The sequence below is a fragment of the Synechococcus sp. NB0720_010 genome (assembly GCF_023078835.1).
In the GTDB taxonomy this organism is placed as follows: Bacteria; Cyanobacteriota; Cyanobacteriia; order PCC-6307; family Cyanobiaceae; genus Vulcanococcus.
Genome location: NZ_CP090898.1, coordinates 538,670 through 553,959, shown reverse-complemented (window position 1 = coordinate 553,959; position 15,290 = coordinate 538,670). Strand labels below are relative to the sequence as shown.

Annotated in this window: 18 protein-coding genes and 1 tRNA gene; 11 read left to right on the top strand and 8 right to left on the bottom strand. The window is 63.8% G+C overall.

All coding sequences use genetic code 11. The features are described from left to right. Positions 1–2 precede the first annotated feature (2 nt). Together LY254_RS03045 and LY254_RS03040 are read right to left on the bottom strand one after the other, a co-directional pair. Entirely contained in the window at positions 3–275 is a 273-nt protein-coding gene (locus LY254_RS03045; RefSeq protein ID WP_247478829.1) for a Nif11-like leader peptide family natural product precursor, read from the bottom strand. Between the two features lie 89 nt (positions 276–364). After that, entirely contained in the window at positions 365–4,366 is a 4,002-nt protein-coding gene (locus LY254_RS03040) for a magnesium chelatase subunit H (RefSeq protein WP_247478820.1), read from the bottom strand. 156 nt (positions 4,367–4,522) lie between these two features. Between LY254_RS03040 and dapB the strand changes: the two genes are divergently transcribed. From dapB to LY254_RS03015, 5 genes are all read left to right on the top strand, one after another. Then, a complete protein-coding gene (dapB, locus tag LY254_RS03035) occupies positions 4,523–5,377 on the top strand; it encodes a 4-hydroxy-tetrahydrodipicolinate reductase (RefSeq protein WP_247478818.1) in 855 nt (284 codons plus the stop codon). A gap of 26 nt (positions 5,378–5,403) precedes the next feature. After that, positions 5,404–6,051: a hypothetical protein gene (locus LY254_RS03030; RefSeq protein ID WP_247478816.1), complete on the top strand. Its 648-nt coding sequence runs from the start codon at positions 5,404–5,406 to the stop codon at positions 6,049–6,051. 74 nt (positions 6,052–6,125) lie between these two features. Then, on the top strand, positions 6,126–6,380 hold the full coding sequence (locus LY254_RS03025) for a hypothetical protein (RefSeq protein ID WP_010317569.1): 255 nt from the start codon (positions 6,126–6,128) through the stop codon (positions 6,378–6,380). A gap of 71 nt (positions 6,381–6,451) precedes the next feature. After that, positions 6,452–7,618, top strand: a complete 1,167-nt coding sequence (locus LY254_RS03020) for an FAD-dependent monooxygenase (RefSeq protein ID WP_247478814.1) — start codon at positions 6,452–6,454, stop codon at positions 7,616–7,618. 13 nt (positions 7,619–7,631) lie between these two features. Further along, on the top strand, positions 7,632–7,844 hold the full coding sequence (locus LY254_RS03015; protein ID WP_010317567.1) for a DUF2949 domain-containing protein: 213 nt from the start codon (positions 7,632–7,634) through the stop codon (positions 7,842–7,844). Between the two features lie 4 nt (positions 7,845–7,848). Here LY254_RS03015 and LY254_RS03010 read toward each other — a convergent pair whose 3' ends face one another. Next, positions 7,849–8,373, bottom strand: coding sequence for an adenine phosphoribosyltransferase (locus LY254_RS03010; protein WP_010317566.1), 525 nt, complete (start codon positions 8,371–8,373; stop codon positions 7,849–7,851). A 39-nt stretch (positions 8,374–8,412) separates the two neighbouring features. Here LY254_RS03010 and LY254_RS03005 point away from each other — a divergent pair, with 39 nt between their 5' ends. The 5 genes from LY254_RS03005 (at position 8,413) to LY254_RS02985 (ending at position 11,294) form a co-directional block, all read left to right on the top strand. Continuing rightward, positions 8,413–8,949, top strand: coding sequence for a DUF3038 domain-containing protein (locus LY254_RS03005; RefSeq protein ID WP_247478812.1), 537 nt, complete (start codon positions 8,413–8,415; stop codon positions 8,947–8,949). 8 nt (positions 8,950–8,957) lie between these two features. Further along, positions 8,958–9,554, top strand: coding sequence for a DUF4335 domain-containing protein (locus LY254_RS03000; protein WP_247478810.1), 597 nt, complete (start codon positions 8,958–8,960; stop codon positions 9,552–9,554). A 36-nt stretch (positions 9,555–9,590) separates the two neighbouring features. Then, a complete protein-coding gene (locus LY254_RS02995) occupies positions 9,591–9,839 on the top strand; it encodes a hypothetical protein (protein ID WP_247478808.1) in 249 nt (82 codons plus the stop codon). Then, positions 9,836–10,210, top strand: coding sequence for a hypothetical protein (locus LY254_RS02990; RefSeq protein WP_071777995.1), 375 nt, complete (start codon positions 9,836–9,838; stop codon positions 10,208–10,210). Before LY254_RS02995 ends, LY254_RS02990 begins: the two co-directional genes overlap by 4 nt. 61 nt (positions 10,211–10,271) lie before the next feature. Then, the gene (locus LY254_RS02985; RefSeq protein WP_247478806.1) at positions 10,272–11,294 is read left to right on the top strand and encodes a linear amide C-N hydrolase; all 1,023 of its coding nucleotides are present in this window, start codon (positions 10,272–10,274) and stop codon (positions 11,292–11,294) included. A 139-nt stretch (positions 11,295–11,433) separates the two neighbouring features. Here LY254_RS02985 and LY254_RS02980 read toward each other — a convergent pair whose 3' ends face one another. From LY254_RS02980 to LY254_RS02970, 3 genes are all read right to left on the bottom strand, one after another. Continuing rightward, complete coding sequence (locus LY254_RS02980) at positions 11,434–11,781, bottom strand: hypothetical protein (RefSeq protein ID WP_247478804.1); 348 nt, start codon at positions 11,779–11,781, stop codon at positions 11,434–11,436. 42 nt (positions 11,782–11,823) lie between these two features. Further along, on the bottom strand, positions 11,824–12,015 hold the full coding sequence (locus LY254_RS02975; protein ID WP_010317549.1) for a hypothetical protein: 192 nt from the start codon (positions 12,013–12,015) through the stop codon (positions 11,824–11,826). Between the two features lie 225 nt (positions 12,016–12,240). Further along, positions 12,241–12,325, bottom strand: a tRNA-Ser gene (locus LY254_RS02970). Positions 12,326–12,452: 127 nt separating this feature from the next. Between LY254_RS02970 and LY254_RS02965 the strand changes: the two genes are divergently transcribed. After that, positions 12,453–12,623: a hypothetical protein gene (locus LY254_RS02965; RefSeq protein ID WP_010317547.1), complete on the top strand. Its 171-nt coding sequence runs from the start codon at positions 12,453–12,455 to the stop codon at positions 12,621–12,623. Positions 12,624–12,628: 5 nt separating this feature from the next. On the opposite strand, the gene LY254_RS02960 is transcribed toward LY254_RS02965, so the two are convergent. Together LY254_RS02960 and nrdJ are read right to left on the bottom strand one after the other, a co-directional pair. Further along, the gene (locus LY254_RS02960) at positions 12,629–12,826 is read right to left on the bottom strand and encodes a hypothetical protein (RefSeq protein WP_010317545.1); all 198 of its coding nucleotides are present in this window, start codon (positions 12,824–12,826) and stop codon (positions 12,629–12,631) included. 106 nt (positions 12,827–12,932) lie between these two features. Then, a complete protein-coding gene (gene nrdJ, locus LY254_RS02955) occupies positions 12,933–15,269 on the bottom strand; it encodes a ribonucleoside-triphosphate reductase, adenosylcobalamin-dependent (protein WP_247479714.1) in 2,337 nt (778 codons plus the stop codon). Between the last annotated feature and the right edge of the window lie 21 nt (positions 15,270–15,290).

The following is a 15,290-nucleotide window of genomic DNA, read 5'->3' as shown; positions in this document are numbered from 1 at the left end:
GTTTATCTCGCCGCCAAATTCAGTTGCTTGACTTCCAGGCTGATTAAGAAGCGCTCGTGATATGGGGTTTCAAACCACCGTTCGAGTTCTTCATCGGTCAAACACAGTGTGGTCTGGGCTTCGATGCGAAGTAAGTCAGCCTGCGTCAGCTTGATCCCCAGTTTTCTTGCCATCTCGCAGATTGCTGCAGGGTTCTGGCACTGCTTCACCTCTTTTTGGAGCAGCGGATCATCCTTGAGGATGAATTTCAAACTCATGACGCCTGCAGAGCTCAAATTCGTTCCTCTATCCTTTCCACCCAACGTATTCACAAAAAAGGCTGGTGGAGGCCACCAGCCTTTGAGAGATCCGTTGGACGTCTGGATTACTCGGTGACGCCTTCGATGCGGTCCTCGATCTGCTGGTAGATCTCCTGGAGTTGCTCGATGTTCTCGTCGGAGGTCTCCCAGTAGCCCCGGCCATTCACCTCCAGCAGCGTTCCGACGATGCGGCGGAAGCTGTGGGGGTTGAGATCCATCAGACGCTTGCGCATCTCCGGATCGTTAATGAAGGTCTCGTTGGCTTCCTCGTAGACGAAGTTGTCAACGGAACCACTGGTGGCACTCCAGCCCAGGGTGAAGTTGAGGCGCTTGGCCACCTCGCGCACGCCCTCGTAGCCGGAGTCGAGCATGCCCTCGTACCACTTGGGATTGAGCAGCTTCGTGCGCGAATCCAGGCGGATCGTCTCGCTCAAGGAGCGGACCTGGGCATTGGCGGTGGTGGTGTCGGCGATGTAGCTCGAGGGAGCCTTGCCGTCGTCCCGCAGGCCTTGGATCAGCTTGGTGGGGTCACTATCGAAGTAGTGGCTGACATCGGTCAGGGAGATCTCCGCTGAATCCAGATTCTGGAAGGTGACATCGGCGGTCTTCATCACCGACTCGAACACTTCACGCTTCTGGTTCATCTCGCCGGGGTTGTCGGCGTTGAAGGCGAAGGTCTTACGGGAGAGGTACATCTCCTGCAGCTCGTTCTCCTCTTCCCAGGTGCTGTTCTCAACCGCCAGGTTGACGTTGGAGCTGTAGCTGCCGCTGGCATTCGAGAACACCCGGGTGGCCGCATCCCGCAGGGAGATGCCTTCTTTTTCCGCTTGCTCCTGGGCGTGCTTGCGCACGAAGTTCATCTCCAGGGGCTCATCGGCCTCGGCTGCCATCTTCACGCCCTGGTCAATCAAGGCCATTTGGTTGATGAACAGGTCGCGGAAGACGCCACTGCAGTTCACCACCACATCGACGCGGGGACGGCCCAGGTCTTCCAGCGGAATCAGCTCCAGCTTGTTCACCCGGCCCAGGGAATCGGGCACAGGACGGGCACCAATGAACCAGAGGATCTGGGCCAGGGACTCGCCGTAGGTCTTGATGTTGTCGGTGCCCCAGAGCACGCAGGCGATGGTTTCGGGCCAGGTGCCTTGCTCTTCCTTCTGGCGCTCGATCAGGCGATCCACGACCACCTTGGCTGCCGCGACGGCTGCCCGGGTGGGAATGGCCTGGGGGTCGAGGGCGTGCAGGTTCTTGCCGCTGGGCAGCACATTGGGGTTGCGGATCGGATCGCCGCCGGGTCCTGGCAGGACGTACTCGCCGTCGAGGGCCTTCAGCAGGCTCTCCATTTCAAGGTCGGCGCAGACCTGCTCGAGGCAGAACTGCAGGTACTTGAACAGGGTCTCGAGTTCGGCCTGGTCTACGTCGGGGAATCCGGCGCTGCGGCAGGCACTCAGCCAAGGGCTGGGGAGCTTGAAGCCGAATTGCTCCAGCAGGTTGAAGAACCAGTCGAAGTTGCGGCGCAGGGTGACTCGCCCGTCGCTGCCGGTCACGGCCTTGACCATGGCGCCGATGGCGGCACGGGAGGTCTCGGTGATGACGCGGTTGAGCTCCACATCGGCGAGCACACCGTCGTCGTTGCCCTGGTAGACCTCGGCGATCGTGCGGCCCTTGCTCTCGGCCAGCAGGCCAGGCAGGGAGCGAATGCCCTCTTCCTCGCGCTCCAGTGCAGCGATGTTCACCAAGGTGGCGATCGCTTCTTCGGCGGTGGGGGGCTTGCCGATGGTGTGCAGACCGCAGGGCAGCAGACGGCTCTCGATCTCCATCAGCTGGCGGTAGACCGCGCCAACCACGCCATCGCGTCCGTCGAGGTCCAGCTCAGAGGCATCCACCTCGGGCAGCTCGACGTCCTTGTCGAGGTTGCACTGACGGGCGGTCTCAACAACGGCGTTGACGATTTGGATACCCCGGGAGCTTTCGCGTAGCTGCTGGTAGGAGCCCACCAGTTCACCCAGCTCCTTGAGGCCCTTGTAGAGGCCGGCGTTCTCCGCAGGGGGGGTCAGGTAGGAGATGGTCTCGGCGTAGCCGCGCCGTTTGGCGATGGTGGCTTCCGAGGGGTTGTTGGCGGCGTAGTAGTAGAGGTTCGGCAGGGCGCCGATCAGCGAGTCGGGGTAACAGGTCTCGCTCATGCCCATCTGCTTTCCGGGCATGAACTCCAGGGAGCCGTGGGTGCCGAAGTGCAGGACGGCGTCGGCGCCCCAGACCTTTTCGAGATAGGTGTAGTAAGCGGCAAAGCCGTGGTGGGGGCTGGCACTACGGGAGTAGAGCAGCCGCATCGGATCACCTTCGTAGCCAAAGGTGGGCTGAACGCCGACAAAGACGTTGCCGAAGTGGCGACCAAAGATCAGGAGGTTGGTGCCGTCGCTGTTGAGGTTGCCGGGGGGCTTGCCCCAGTTCTCCTCCAGCCGTTCGGAATAGGGGGTGAGGCGCTCGTACTCCTCGACGCTCATGCGGTGGGCGATGGCCAGCTCCGGTGCACCCTCGAGGGCCTCGGGGTCCTGGAGCACCGCTTCCATCAACTCCTTGGAGGTGCGGGGCAGGCCACTGACGTCGTAGCCCTTCGCGCGCATCTCCTCCATCACGCGGTGGATGGAGCCGAAGACATCGAGGTAGGCCGCCGTGCCGACGTTGCCCTTGTCGGGGGGGAAGCTGAAGACAGTGATCGCCAGCTTCTTCTCAGGGCGCGGCTTGACCCGCAGGGAAGCCCAACGGATGGCCCGCTCAGCGATGGCATCCACCCGGTCCTGCAGGGTGTGGGCCTTGCCGGTGGCGTCGTCGCGGCCGGAGAGCACGATCGGCTCGATCGCGCCATCGAGTTCGGGGATGGCGATCTGCAGGGCCACCTGAACCGGGTGCAGACCCAGGTCGCTCTCTTCCCACTCCTGGGTGGTTTGGAAGACCAAAGGCAGCGCCACCATGTAGGGGCGATTGAGCTTCTTGAGCACCTCAATGGCCTTGGGGTGGTCCTGACGGGCCGGGCCGCCCACCAGGGCGAAACCGGTCAGGGAGACCACGCCGTCCACCAGAGGCTGGTCGGGATTCAGTGGGTCATAGAAGAAGGCGTTGACCGGTTTGGTGAAGTCCAGGCCGCCGCAGAAGACGGGGATGACCGTCGCGCCGCGGTACTCCATCTCCTGGATGACCGCCACGTAGTGGGCCTCATCACCGGTGACGATGTGGCTGCGTTGCAGCACCAGGCCAATGACGGGGCCCTTGCGCGCTTTCTCGCTCAGGTCCTGGCGGCTGGCATTCCAGTTGAGGTACTCCTTGAGGTCCTCGAACATCGAGGGGGCCAGGGGGTGCCAGATGCCCAGATCGGGGAAGACCTCGGGGTCGGCCACCTGGATCTCGGGGCGGTTGTCGCTGCTGCGGGGGAAGACGTACTTGTCCGCCAGCATCAACAGGAAGTTCCGGAGATTGTCCGGGGTTCCGCCCAGCCAGTACTGGAAGCTGAGCATGAAGGAGCGGGCGTCCTGGGCCTTCTCCACCGGCAGGTACTTCAACACCGTCGGGAGGGTGTTGAGCAGCTTCAACATCGCGTCCTGGAAGCCAGCGCCGCCGGCCTCCTTGCGCTTTTTCATGAAGCCGGCGATGGCCGACTTGCTCTGGCCAAGCTGGGCCATGGAGAAGCTGCCCAGCTTGTTCAGGCGCATCACCTCCGGCATGGAGGGGAAGACCACAGCCGCCTTGAGCCGGTCGCGGTGCGGTGCGACGGCATCGACGACCTTCTGGGCGAGATCCTCAATGAAGATCAGCGAGGCGATGAAAACGTCGGCTTCAGCGATGTCCGCGCAGAAGTCCGCATAGTTCTGGGGATCGCGCAGTTCTTCAATCAAGTAGCCGCTGAGATCAACCGCCAGGGGACCGTTCTGGTCGTTCAGGGAGGTGGCGGCCTGGGTCAGCGCGTTTTGGTACTGCGGCTCCAGCACCACGTAGACGGCCTTCATCACGGCACGTCCGTTCACCTCCGCAGGGCTGACGCGGCGGGAGGCGGAGCGGACCTGCGTGAACATTCGCGCTGATTGAGCATTGTGAAGAAGCCTACGAAGGAGTGCGCTGTCTGCGCGAGGGTTCTTCCCTCCTGTAACAGGAGTCTCGGGGGGTTCTCTGGACTCTGCGACTCGTGTTAAGGGGCGACATAGGCTCGGGCGATCGTCTTGCGCTCCCCCATGACCCAGGCTGCCGCCAGCAAGCCCATCTCCGTTGTGGTGGCCGGCGCCTTGGGCCGGATGGGAGCGGAGGTGATCAAGACCGTCGTGGCGGCGCCCGACTGCCAATTGGTGGGTGCGGTGGACACCACCCCAGGCAAGGAAGGGGCCGATGTGGGTCTGGAGCTCGGCCTCGGTGAACTGGAGGTCGCGATCACCTCTGATTTCGAAGGAACCCTCTGCCAAGCGAGTCAGGCCGTCCGCAATGACGGGCCGGGTCAGGGGGCGGTTTTGGTGGATTTCACGCACCCTTCGGTGGTTTACGAGCACACCCGTGCCGCCATCGCCTACGGCGTCCATCCCGTGATTGGCACCACGGGCCTCAGCCCTGAGCAGCTGGGCGAGCTGGCCCAATTCGCCGCCAAGGCCTCCGTCGGCGGTGCCGTCATCCCCAACTTTTCTGTGGGCATGGTGCTGCTGCAGCAGGCCGCAGCTGCGGCAGCCCGCTTCTATGACTTTGCGGAGCTCACCGAGCTGCACCACAACCGCAAGGCTGATGCGCCGAGCGGCACCTGCATCAAGACCGCCGAGCTCATGGAGGAGCTCGGCAAGAGCTTCAACCCGCTTCAGGTGGAAGAGCACGAAACACTCTCCGGTTGCCGGGGCGGTCAGCGGGAGAGTGGCCTGCGGCTGCACTCCATCCGTCTACCCGGCCTTGTGGCCCATCAAGAGGTGATGTTTGGCGCGGCCGGCGAGACCTATACGTTGCGCCACGACACGATCGATCGGTCGGCCTACATGCCCGGCGTCCTGCTGACGGCCCGCAAGGTCCGGCAGCTCGATGGCCTGGTTTACGGGCTGGAGCGCTTGCTCTAATCCCTCCAGCAGCAGACACTGACGCCATGCTCATCCCGCTTCGCCCCGGTGAGCTGCCGCGTCTGATCCCCGCGGTGGCCACTGGCCCTCAGTTCAACTTCTGCAGTGGCAGTCCCCAGAAGCTGCTGCAGCGGGTCTTTATCTCGGTGATCGGCGGGGTGATCAGCCTGTTGATCAGCCAAGGAGTGGCCATCAACAGCCAGGCCTCACCGATCCTGCTGTTGGTGGGGTTCATCTTCCTTCTCTATGTGCTGTGGGGGCCGATCGTTGAGGCCAGCCGCAAGAACGCGACGCTCCGCCGCTACCCAGCTGCCGCCATCTTCGAGGGGGAGGTGGCTGACCTGTACACCAAGGAATTGGTGGAGGGTCGCCAGGAGACCACCGACAAGCAAGGGCGCCTGGAAACCGTTGAGAACCGCCGCACCTGGCTCTGCCTGGAGCTGGAGGACGAGGACGGTTACCTCGGCAGCATCCGCTTCCCCTACGACAAAAAGCACAAGCAGATTCGCCGTGGCGCGGTCGTTCGTTGTCTGGTGCTGAGTGAGCGCAAGGACTTTTCTCGGGTGGGTGCCCTCAGTGATGCCTGGCTGCCCCAACTGAAGCTTTGGGTTGGTGAGTACCCCTTTCTGCTGCGTCCGGCCTTTGAGGAGCTCTGCCTGATGCGCCTGCGCTGAGGCCAGGCAAACGGGGGCTTGTTACATCGCGCAATATTGCGTTACAGTTCTGTTACGTCCAGATGAGAAGCGCAATGACCCAGGCCAATCCTTCCGCCCCCGCAGTGATCCGCGGCGCCACCGTGACCGAAGAGGACGGCGGTCGTCTGAACGCCTTCGCCACCGAGCCCCGCATGGAAGTGGTGGACGTCGAGAGCGGCTGGGGTTTCCATGACCGCGCCGAGAAGCTGAACGGCCGTATGGCCATGCTCGGCTTTATCGCCCTGCTGGCTACTGAGATTGCCCTCGGTGGTGAGTCCTTCACCCACGGTCTGCTGGGTCTGGGCTGATCGCTCCCTAATTCATCTCAACGAGGCCGCAGCACAGAATCGTGCTGCGGTTTTTTTGTGCCGTTTCTTCCGTGCCCCAGCGCAGCACCACATCGCCTCAAACCCTGCGCGCTCGGGTGAATGGCGCCGGCCCGACCGGGACGCTGAGCGCCTTGGCCCTGGCGGATGCGGGCTGGCAGGTGGAGCTCTGCGATCCCCTCACAGCTGCGGCACTGCGGGAACGGAATCGGGCCTACGCCCTGACCCATTCCAGCCAGAGCTTGTTGCAACGGCTTGGACTCTGGGATGCCTTGCTGCCGGCCCTGGCGCCCTTTCGCCGCCTGGAACTCTGTGATCGGGCCACGCACCTGCAGGTTCCCTTCACAGCAGCTGATCTCCCTTGGCTTGGGGGCGATCAGCCCGTCGGCTGGATCCTGCAGCACCAAGATTTGATGGGAGTGCTGCTGGAGGCGGTGCAGCACCAGACGTCGATCCACTCGCGCCTCGGGCTGACTCCGGTGCCCTCTCCCCTGGGGGTGGATTTGGTGGTGGCGGCCGATGGCCATCGCTCCCCTACCCGCCAGGCTGCTGGCATTGGCCAATGGGCCCTGCCCTATCGACAGGGCTGTCTGACGGTGCAGGTGTGTCTGCGCGGCTCCGCCCCAGATCAGGCCTGGGAGCTGTTTCGCCCGGAGGGGCCCTTTGCGGTTCTTCCCTTGGGCGGAGACGCGTTCCAGCTGGTTTGGAGTGCGCCGCTTTCGCGTCTGCGCCAGCTGGAGCAGCTCGATGCGGTTGCCTTCCTCGATGCCCTGAGCGGCGCCCTGCCGGAGGAGCTGCAGGCCGAGGTGCTGCTGGATCAACCCCGGGCCTTCCCCGTTGCTCTGGAGCTGGCCTGGCCCTTGGCCCACCGCGGCACGGTTGCCATCGGTGAGGTGGCCCATCGCTGCCACCCGGTCGGCGGACAGGGCCTGAACCTCTGCTGGCGCGATGTCGATCAGCTCCATCGCTTGGCCCGCCGCTGCGCCACGGGCCGTCTGCGGCCGAGCGCCCTTCCTGGGGCCTACGGGCGTTCCCGCGTCCTCGACATCGCCCTGGTGCTGTTCGCCACCGATGCCCTGGTGCGCCTGTTCTCCAATCGGTTTGCTCCGCTGCTGCCCGTGCGCCGTCTGGCGCTTCTGGCCCTCGGCCGCTTGGGCTGGATGCGTCAGCTCAGCCTGCGGGCGATGAGCGAAGGACCTTGCCGCCTCTGGCGGACCTGATCAGGATGGCGGCATGGTGATCTGCACCTCGCCACAACCCGCCCCCCATCCGGAGCTGCTGCGCTTTCTGCGCAACAGCCTGGGCTTAAGCGAGAACGCCCTGGGGCTGGGGCTGAAGCAGTCGCAACTGGAGCAGGCTCCCCTGCCGGTGGTGCTCTGGCGCTTTGGCTTGATCAGCCTGGAGCAGCTCGATCAGGTCCTGCAGTGGCAGGACCTGCATCTGTAGCTCCTCAGTAGACGATCAGGGAATCCACGGGCACTCCTGAGGGGAGCTTGCGTTGACCGCCGAGGTCGGCCAGTTCCACCACAAAGGAGAAACCCACCAACTGACCGCCCACCTGTTGAACCAGTTCAGCGCAGGCCGCTGCAGTGCCGCCGGTGGCCAGCAGGTCATCAACGATCAGCACCCGGGGGTTGTTCTCAAAGCCATCGGGGACGATCTCGAGGCGGTCCGTGCCGTACTCGAGGCTGTAGTCGACGCCGATGACCTGACCGGGCAACTTGCCGGGTTTGCGAACCGGGCTGAAGCCAATGGTCTTGGCGGTGGCCAGGGCGGTGCCGACGATGAAGCCGCGGGATTCGATGCCAACAATCAAATCGGGCTGAAGCCGGTCGCAGACCTCACCGAGCTGGCGCATGACTTCCTGCCAGGCGTCCGGCTGGCGCATCAGCGGGATGATGTCGCGAAAGAGGATCCCGGGCTGGGGAAAGTCGGGAATCTCTCGGACCAGTTGACGCAGATTGATGCTGCCCATGGTCGACGAATCAGCGCCAGTGCTGGCAGTATCGCAGCCATGGCCCAAGCCCCTGCGAGCGTGCAAACCCCGTTGTCCCGCCGCGGCATTGAGCGCCTCGATTTGATGCTCCTCTGCGCCGAGGCGCTGGATCTCAATGGCGGTGAGGCGATGGTCTGGCTGAGTGAGGAGATGGGTTTCACGGACCTCTTCCCCAACCGCGTTGAGCTCTGGAAACGCCGCTGCACCAATCCACTGCGACGCAACACCCGCCGGGCCTCGCTGAAGCCCGAGGAGACGGATGCCTTGATTCGCATCCTCACCGCCCTCTCAGAGCGGCTCTACCCGATGCTGCGGACCCTGCTCTCCTCCGCTGAGCCGCCGGATCTGAATGCCCAGCGTTGGGATCTCTTTCGCTCCCGCCTGAGGGAGCTGGTGCTGGAGCGCCTGAACCCAAGGCGGGGCGGGGTCCAGCGCCTGCTCGATCCCCAGGAGGGTCCTGCCTTGAGCCGTGAATTGGTGCAATCCATGGCGCTCTGCGCTGGGGAGGGCGGTTTTGAGCGCCTGCGGGCGAGCCTTCTTGATGCGGCTGTTTGATCACTGAGATGAAACTCACCACGCGCTACGAACAGACCAGCTGCCGCCTGATCGTTGAGGGCTTGCCGGATCTCTCCGCTGGCCAGGACTCCAGCACCATTGGCATCCTCACCGGCTTCACGATGGGCCTGGCGGGCCAGACCGAACTGGAGGGCAAGCGCGAGCACCTGCAGGCGTTGCTCACGGCTGTGATTCCCTACGCCCGCCATCTCCTCAGTGGCGTCCCCAAGGCCTTCGGGGAAGCAGACGCCCCAGTGGCGATTGCTCCAGGCGATGGCTGCCACCAGCTGGAGTTGCGCAGCAGCCAGCCCAACACGCCGCCCTTGACCCTGCGGTTGGATGACGCCGAGCTCGCGGACCTGGTGCGCTGCCTCGATCAGCTCCGTTTGGATGCCCGTTTGGCGCTTCCGTTTGAAGCCCCCCCCTTGGTGCCCCTGGCTCGCAAGGAGCTGCGCCACCGCCAACCCCTACTGCGGCGCATTGCGGCTCCGCTGGCCGGTGTTGCGGCTTTCGCGATCAGCGCCGCCCTGATCGCCATGCTGCCGACGCCGAAGCCCGCCCCGCAGACTGCCCCCGAGCTGGCACCGCCGGCCAAGGGCGGTTGACGTCCATTTGAATCACCCCACACTTGCAGTACTGCGATGAGCGCATTGAGCTGGTCGGAATTGCGTCGTCGTGTCACCCGGCTGGGCGCCAGCCTGGATGTGGTGGTTCGCAGCGATCCGGAAGTGTGTGGTCTCAGTGGTCCTGACTTCCACATCTCTTTGCATCACGGCGGCCAGGGGGATTGCACGGTGGGCGACCTGAGCCTGGTGGATTGCCCCAATGAGTTGGTCTTGATCGAATTTGAGCGCTGGATGCGCGGGGCTGGACACCAGTTGGAGTCATGACACGGCAACGGCGTTTGCGAGTGGTGGCAAGCCGAGCGGGCGCTGCAGAGCGTCAGCGTCCGGTGTTCCGCAAACGCAAGGGCAAGCGCCGTCCGCGGCTAATCCTGGAGGCGCTCTTGATGATGGCCGGCGGGGTCGGCCTGCTGGTGCTGTTGCTCCAGTTGCCGCAGCTGATTGATCTCGACAGCCTGCTGCTCGTGAGCACGGCCCTGGCCCATCTGATTGGCGGCCTCTCTCAGTTGTTGATGGGGGTGCTTCAACTGCTGGGGGTGCTGCTGTTGGGCGGGTTGGCTCTGCTGGCTCTGTTGTGTTTGCTGGGTGGACTGGTGCGCTTCGTGCGGGCGGTGGTGGCTCCGCCTAAACGCCGTTAGGCGTTGTTCTCCGGCTCCGTTCTCTTCATCCTGTGGAGACCGCTCCGATCGGTTGGCCCCGATGAAGACCTCCCGTGTTTGGCCCTTGGCTCTGCTGCTGCTGGGGGCCCTGAGTCCGCAGGCCGCGCAGTCCTGTAGCCGTGTGCTCTCCAACAGCAACGCTCAGGCCGTGGTTGTGGGGCGGACGATGGATCTCTACCTCGACGACCAGGCGGCTCTGGTGCTGAGGCCCCGTGGTCTGGAGGCTGGTGGATTGGTCAGCGCTTCGGTGGCCAACGCCAAGCGCTGGCGGGTGAAGCACGGCAGCGTCGGGGTGATGAGTGTCGGCACGGTGCTTGCCGATGGCCTGAATGAACGGGGGCTCAACGTCAATCTCCTCTACCTCTCGGGTAGCGATTACGGCTCGCCAAGCAGCGGCAAGCCCGTCATCTCCAACCTGCGGATGGCGGAATTCGTGCTGGATCAGTTCGCCACCGTCGAGGAGGCGATCGCGGGGTTAGCCCAGGTTCAGGTCGTCTCGGACCGCATTCTTGATCGCGATTGGGGTCTGCATCTCTCCTTGGCTGACCGCAGCGGGCGTTCGGCTGTGGTGGAGTTCACCGCTGGGCGAATGGTGGTCCATCAGGGCAACCAGACCCGGGTGATGACCAATGAGCCGCCGCTGGCCTGGCAGTTGAACAATCTCAAGCGTTACCGCCCGTTCGGCGGGGACCTTCCCTTGCCTGGTGATGTCGATCCCGCTTCCCGCTTTGTGCGGGCTTCGACCTTTCTGAGCACCCTGCCGAAGGCCAGCTCCGCCGCGGAGGCGGAGGCCAATCTCTACGGCGTGATGAAAAACGTCGCTGTTCCGGCGGGGGCTGAGGACTACTCCGGCGGCCAGGCGGAGGACAGCTGGGTGACGCTCTGGACGGTCATCGCCAACCTCGATGAAGGTAGTTACGCCTTCCAGTTGGCCCGAAACCCCTATCCGATCTGGGTGGAACTCAAGCGTTTGAACTTCGGCAGCGGCGGAGCCATGCGCCGCCTCGACGTGCAGTCCCCCGAACTCACGGGTGATGTCTCCGAACGTCTCAACCGGTCCTGACTCAACCGCCGTGCAGTTGCTGGAACCAGAAGCCAGCTAGCTGCCAGCTGGAGTACAGGAAGATCCCCAGGAACAACCAATTCAGCCAGGCTGGACGCTTGTCGTTTTCAAACACAGGTGCTATCCGCTCGCTGGGGCATCATCGCCCCTGAAACCATTGCAGCACCACTCCTTGGGCCGTCGGACCGGGAACAGTGATGACCGCTAGGGTTTCGGCTCCGCGTTGGTAGTCGTAGCGGCAAAAGCCCTGGCCAGTCCCTGAGCAGGCACTCAGGCTTTTGAGCCGGTTGCCAGCGAGCTGCCGGTCCATCGGTTCTGGCGTGAGTCCATGAAGCGGTGTCCAGCCATTGCGCTGCAGGCTGCTGTCGGCCTGCTCGATGGGCTGCTGCGGGATGAGGCCAAGCTCCTGGGCCGCGCTGGCTCCACCGATCCCACTGAGCAAGGTCAGCAGGATCAGCAGTCGGCTGGCGCAGGGAACAGCTGCCATGGCAGCGGCCGAGGTGAAGGTCTACCTCGATTAGAGCAATGCTCAGGCAGGAACGGAACTGCGCTGTTCACGCACCTGATCGTGCAGCGCCTCCAGTTGGGCGTGGACCGAGCGCAGTTGCTCGCGAATGGCCTCGGTGTTCTCCAACTTGCTCAAGGTCAAGAGCATGGTTTCGATCTGATCCTTGCTGTTGATCAGGACGCGGCATTCGCTGGTGCCAGGTTCGTAGCGCACGGGAGAGTGTTCGCTGGAACACCATCGAAGCGAGCCTGGCCGCTCAGAAGTGTGCCCGATGTTGCGGTTTCGGCGGTTGTCACGGCCTTGGCCTCTGTTGGCCCCCGTGACTGAAATCTTGAGATTGTCTGATCTCACTTGCACGGCCTGGTGACGGCGGCAATATGCGAGTTTTCTCTCGTTTGGCAGCCAGGAAGAGCGAGTCTTTCAGGCTGGTTGGAAAAGCGGAGGGGGTGGGATTCGAACCCACGGAAGCTTTCACTTCGCTGGTTTTCAAGACCAGAGCCATCAACCACTCGACCACCCCTCCAGGGACGACCTTGGGTCCCTCTCATTGTTCCATGGCCCCGCCCAACTCGCTGATCTCAGGAATGAGATAGCCGAGACGGATTGGCATGGTTGGTTTAGAGCGCGGCGACCGAGAGGTCGTCTGATCCATGGCCGTTCTGTCCACCAACCTGCTGGCCGTGCGCACCCGTGAGCTGGCCGACATGATTGAGACCCTGCCGGTCAGTCTCAGCCCGGATCACCAGTACGAGCGTTGCTGCGAGTTGCTTGAGCAGGTCGCCGTCGCCCTGGATCTGTTGTCGGCTGCGACTCCTGGCTGAGGGGCTCAGGCCTCGAAGCCGAAGCTTTGGCGCTGCCTGGGGTTCAGCAATTGTTTGGTGACGTGTTTTTGGGCGTGCATCATCTCGGCCATCTGCTTGGCGAGGTGCTTGAGCAGCTCGAGGTCGTCCATCGCATCGATCGAGCGCTTGATCCGCTCGAGTTCGAAGTTGGATTCCAGGGACAGAGAAGTGGGGGCTGTCACGCGGATCAAACTGTGTGAACGAATGTTAAGTAGCGCAGTGGCTTGCTGTGGCTGCCACAAAAAAGCCGCCCCCCAGCAGGAGGCGGCTCTGGGCGCAGGTGAGCGCCTAGTTCTCAGGTTTGGCCAGCGGCAGCAGGCACTTATCGGAGTCGCAGCCCGCGGGACCGGCCTCCATCAGTTCGCCACCGTCGTAGCGCTGCAGGGCTTCGAAGAAGTCGTTGGTGCTGCGGCGGCTGACCACGGCGGCCTGGAGTTCTTCGTAGGTGTCCTGGTTGATCGGCTCAAAGGGAAGACGCGGGAAGGTGGCGTTGGCGTCGAAGCGGGCCAGCAGCGCGGCTGAGATGTAGCCCTGGCCGTTGTCGATCGCGCTGTGGATCGCATCGGTCAGCGGTTCGATCTCGTTCTCGCGGAACTCCACCGTCGCTGAGGTGTTGTGGGCGGTGTAGTGCTGCTGCACCTGCATGTAGAAGTCGAACTGGGCCATGGCCGAGAAGTTGTTGATCTCGACGGCATCGGCGCCGGGGATGTTCGCCCAGCTCACCTCGGTGGGGATTTCCACCAGCCATTCGGTGCAGCGGGGATCGAAGGCGTCATCGAGCAGGCGACCCTCTTCGTCCTTGTCGGACTGGGACGGGACGATTGAGTAGCCGTAGTCCATGCAGGCCAGGGCGACCGGGTCGTTCTTGCGGAAGGTGATCCGGCGGATGAAGCGCTGGGCCTTGGGGGGGTGCCAGCCGGGGGAGGCACCGGTGAGCAGGCTCTTGGTGCCGGCGGGCTGGACCGTGGTGCAGCGGTTGGGACGGCGCAGGCCGTGGCGATCGCAGTAGTCCCAAACCGCCTTGTTGACGATCTGTTTCCAACGGCTGAGGTACTCCGCTTCCTTGGCCTTGAAGGCCCGGCCTTCCTCGCTGTCCGGGCGACCGGCTTCCCACCAGGTCAGCCAGGGGGTGCCGAAGGCATGCACGAAGAAGTCGAACAGGCCGGTGAAGCTCACGCCAACGATCGGATCCCAGGCGCGGCTTTGGCGGTAGCGCTCCACCTCAAAGCGGTGGTTGAGCAGGCAGGCCACGGCCAGGCCGCCGGCGGTGAAGGCCTCCTCCTGGGCCACCAAATCGTCGGGGTCGATCCGGTTGAGGTGAATCTCAGCGAGGTTGCAGTGGAAGTCGGCGCCCAGGATCTCGCCGCAGGGGTTCAGGCCGTAGCGCCCCAGGCGATGCTCGAGCTCTTCGGTGCTGATCTCGGGGTGGTTGGTGGTCAGCCAGCGGGCGGCCTCTTCCCGGCCTTGATCGCAGTAGACGTCGATGAACTCCTTGCGCAGCTCAGGGGTGGAGAGCAGGTCGGCGTTGGAGCGGGCGATGGCCTCAGGGGCGAACTGAATCGCACCTTCGCCGGAGTGGAACTGCTTGGTCACCGCCTCAAGAACGGTCTGGCGGTCCGGCCTGGTGTGGAAGACCCGGGTGTGGTTCGCCATGCGCAGGGCATCGCGCTCGGGGTCGATGCGCCAGTTGCCATCGCTGTCCTGCTGCCAGAGGTTGTCCTTGGCGTTTGAGGCGGCGCTGTCATCAGCGCTGAACTGGCGCATGCCGGCGCTGCGGCGGATGTTGCCCGCGACGATGGTGACCGCGGCCTCGTCAATCAGCAGGCAGCACTCGACCGAGGTGAGTCGACGGCCCTGGGCCTTGTTCAGGATTTGGGCAACGCGGCCGTAGAGGTCCTTGAGCTTGACGGGGTTGGCCATGCCGCCGAAGCCCTTCAGGGTTTCGCCGACGGGCCGCACGTCGGAGAGGTCAACGCTGACTTCGATCGGGGTGTTGGCGTCGAAGCGCTCGTCGCTGCAGAGCTCGAGCAGGAGCTGATAACTGTCGACCCAACCGCGTCGGGTGTCGCCAACCTTGACCTGAACGGTCTGACCGTTGATCTGGTGGGTCGTGTTGTCTTGGCGCTGGCCGGCCGGTGTGACACCGATGTCGCTGACGCCCGTCACCTTGATGGTGTTGCGGACGGCGGGGAGGCGATCAATCAGGTGGGGCTCAATGATGGCGCCGGTGCCGCAGCCCATCATCGCCAGGTCCATCATCAGACCGAAGGCTTCCCAATCCACCAGGTTGGTGGAGGTGCAGTTGTAGGAACCGGAGAAGTTGTTCTCCTGTTCAATCCAGGGAGTACCGCCGATCCACAGCCAGCGTCCGGAAGGCAGAGCTTTTTGCTCCTGCTGCATCCGGCGCAGCAGGGCGACTTCCTGATCATTGAGGTTGCCGAGTTTGCGGAGGCCAGAGAGGTTGCGCTCGGCTACTTCGTTCCAGCTCTCGCGGCCGCTCGGTGTTTTGCGGCTGTAGGTCCGGTAGAAGACGGGGTTGGCCGCCGGCGCAGTGGCCGGAAAGTCAGGTCTGGGGCTGTTCAGGGCGCTGGTGCTGCTTGCCGCACTGGCTCCAGGAACTGACACGGTCACGGGCGTCGATCTCTA

Coding starts and splice junctions, on each gene's coding strand:
- LY254_RS03000 (WP_247478810.1), top strand. CDS start 8,958: ATGAAACTCACCACGCGCTACGAACAGACCAGCTGCCGCCTGATCGTT.
- LY254_RS03030 (WP_247478816.1), top strand. CDS start 5,404: ATGCTCATCCCGCTTCGCCCCGGTGAGCTGCCGCGTCTGATCCCCGCG.
- LY254_RS02990 (WP_071777995.1), top strand. CDS start 9,836: ATGACACGGCAACGGCGTTTGCGAGTGGTGGCAAGCCGAGCGGGCGCT.
- LY254_RS02985 (WP_247478806.1), top strand. CDS start 10,272: ATGAAGACCTCCCGTGTTTGGCCCTTGGCTCTGCTGCTGCTGGGGGCC.
- LY254_RS03040 (WP_247478820.1), bottom strand. CDS start 4,366: ATGTTCACGCAGGTCCGCTCCGCCTCCCGCCGCGTCAGCCCTGCGGAG.
- LY254_RS03015 (WP_010317567.1), top strand. CDS start 7,632: ATGGTGATCTGCACCTCGCCACAACCCGCCCCCCATCCGGAGCTGCTG.
- LY254_RS03005 (WP_247478812.1), top strand. CDS start 8,413: ATGGCCCAAGCCCCTGCGAGCGTGCAAACCCCGTTGTCCCGCCGCGGC.
- dapB (WP_247478818.1), top strand. CDS start 4,523: ATGACCCAGGCTGCCGCCAGCAAGCCCATCTCCGTTGTGGTGGCCGGC.
- LY254_RS03010 (WP_010317566.1), bottom strand. CDS start 8,373: ATGGGCAGCATCAATCTGCGTCAACTGGTCCGAGAGATTCCCGACTTT.
- LY254_RS03025 (WP_010317569.1), top strand. CDS start 6,126: ATGACCCAGGCCAATCCTTCCGCCCCCGCAGTGATCCGCGGCGCCACC.
- LY254_RS02995 (WP_247478808.1), top strand. CDS start 9,591: ATGAGCGCATTGAGCTGGTCGGAATTGCGTCGTCGTGTCACCCGGCTG.
- LY254_RS02965 (WP_010317547.1), top strand. CDS start 12,453: ATGGCCGTTCTGTCCACCAACCTGCTGGCCGTGCGCACCCGTGAGCTG.
- LY254_RS02980 (WP_247478804.1), bottom strand. CDS start 11,781: ATGGCAGCTGTTCCCTGCGCCAGCCGACTGCTGATCCTGCTGACCTTG.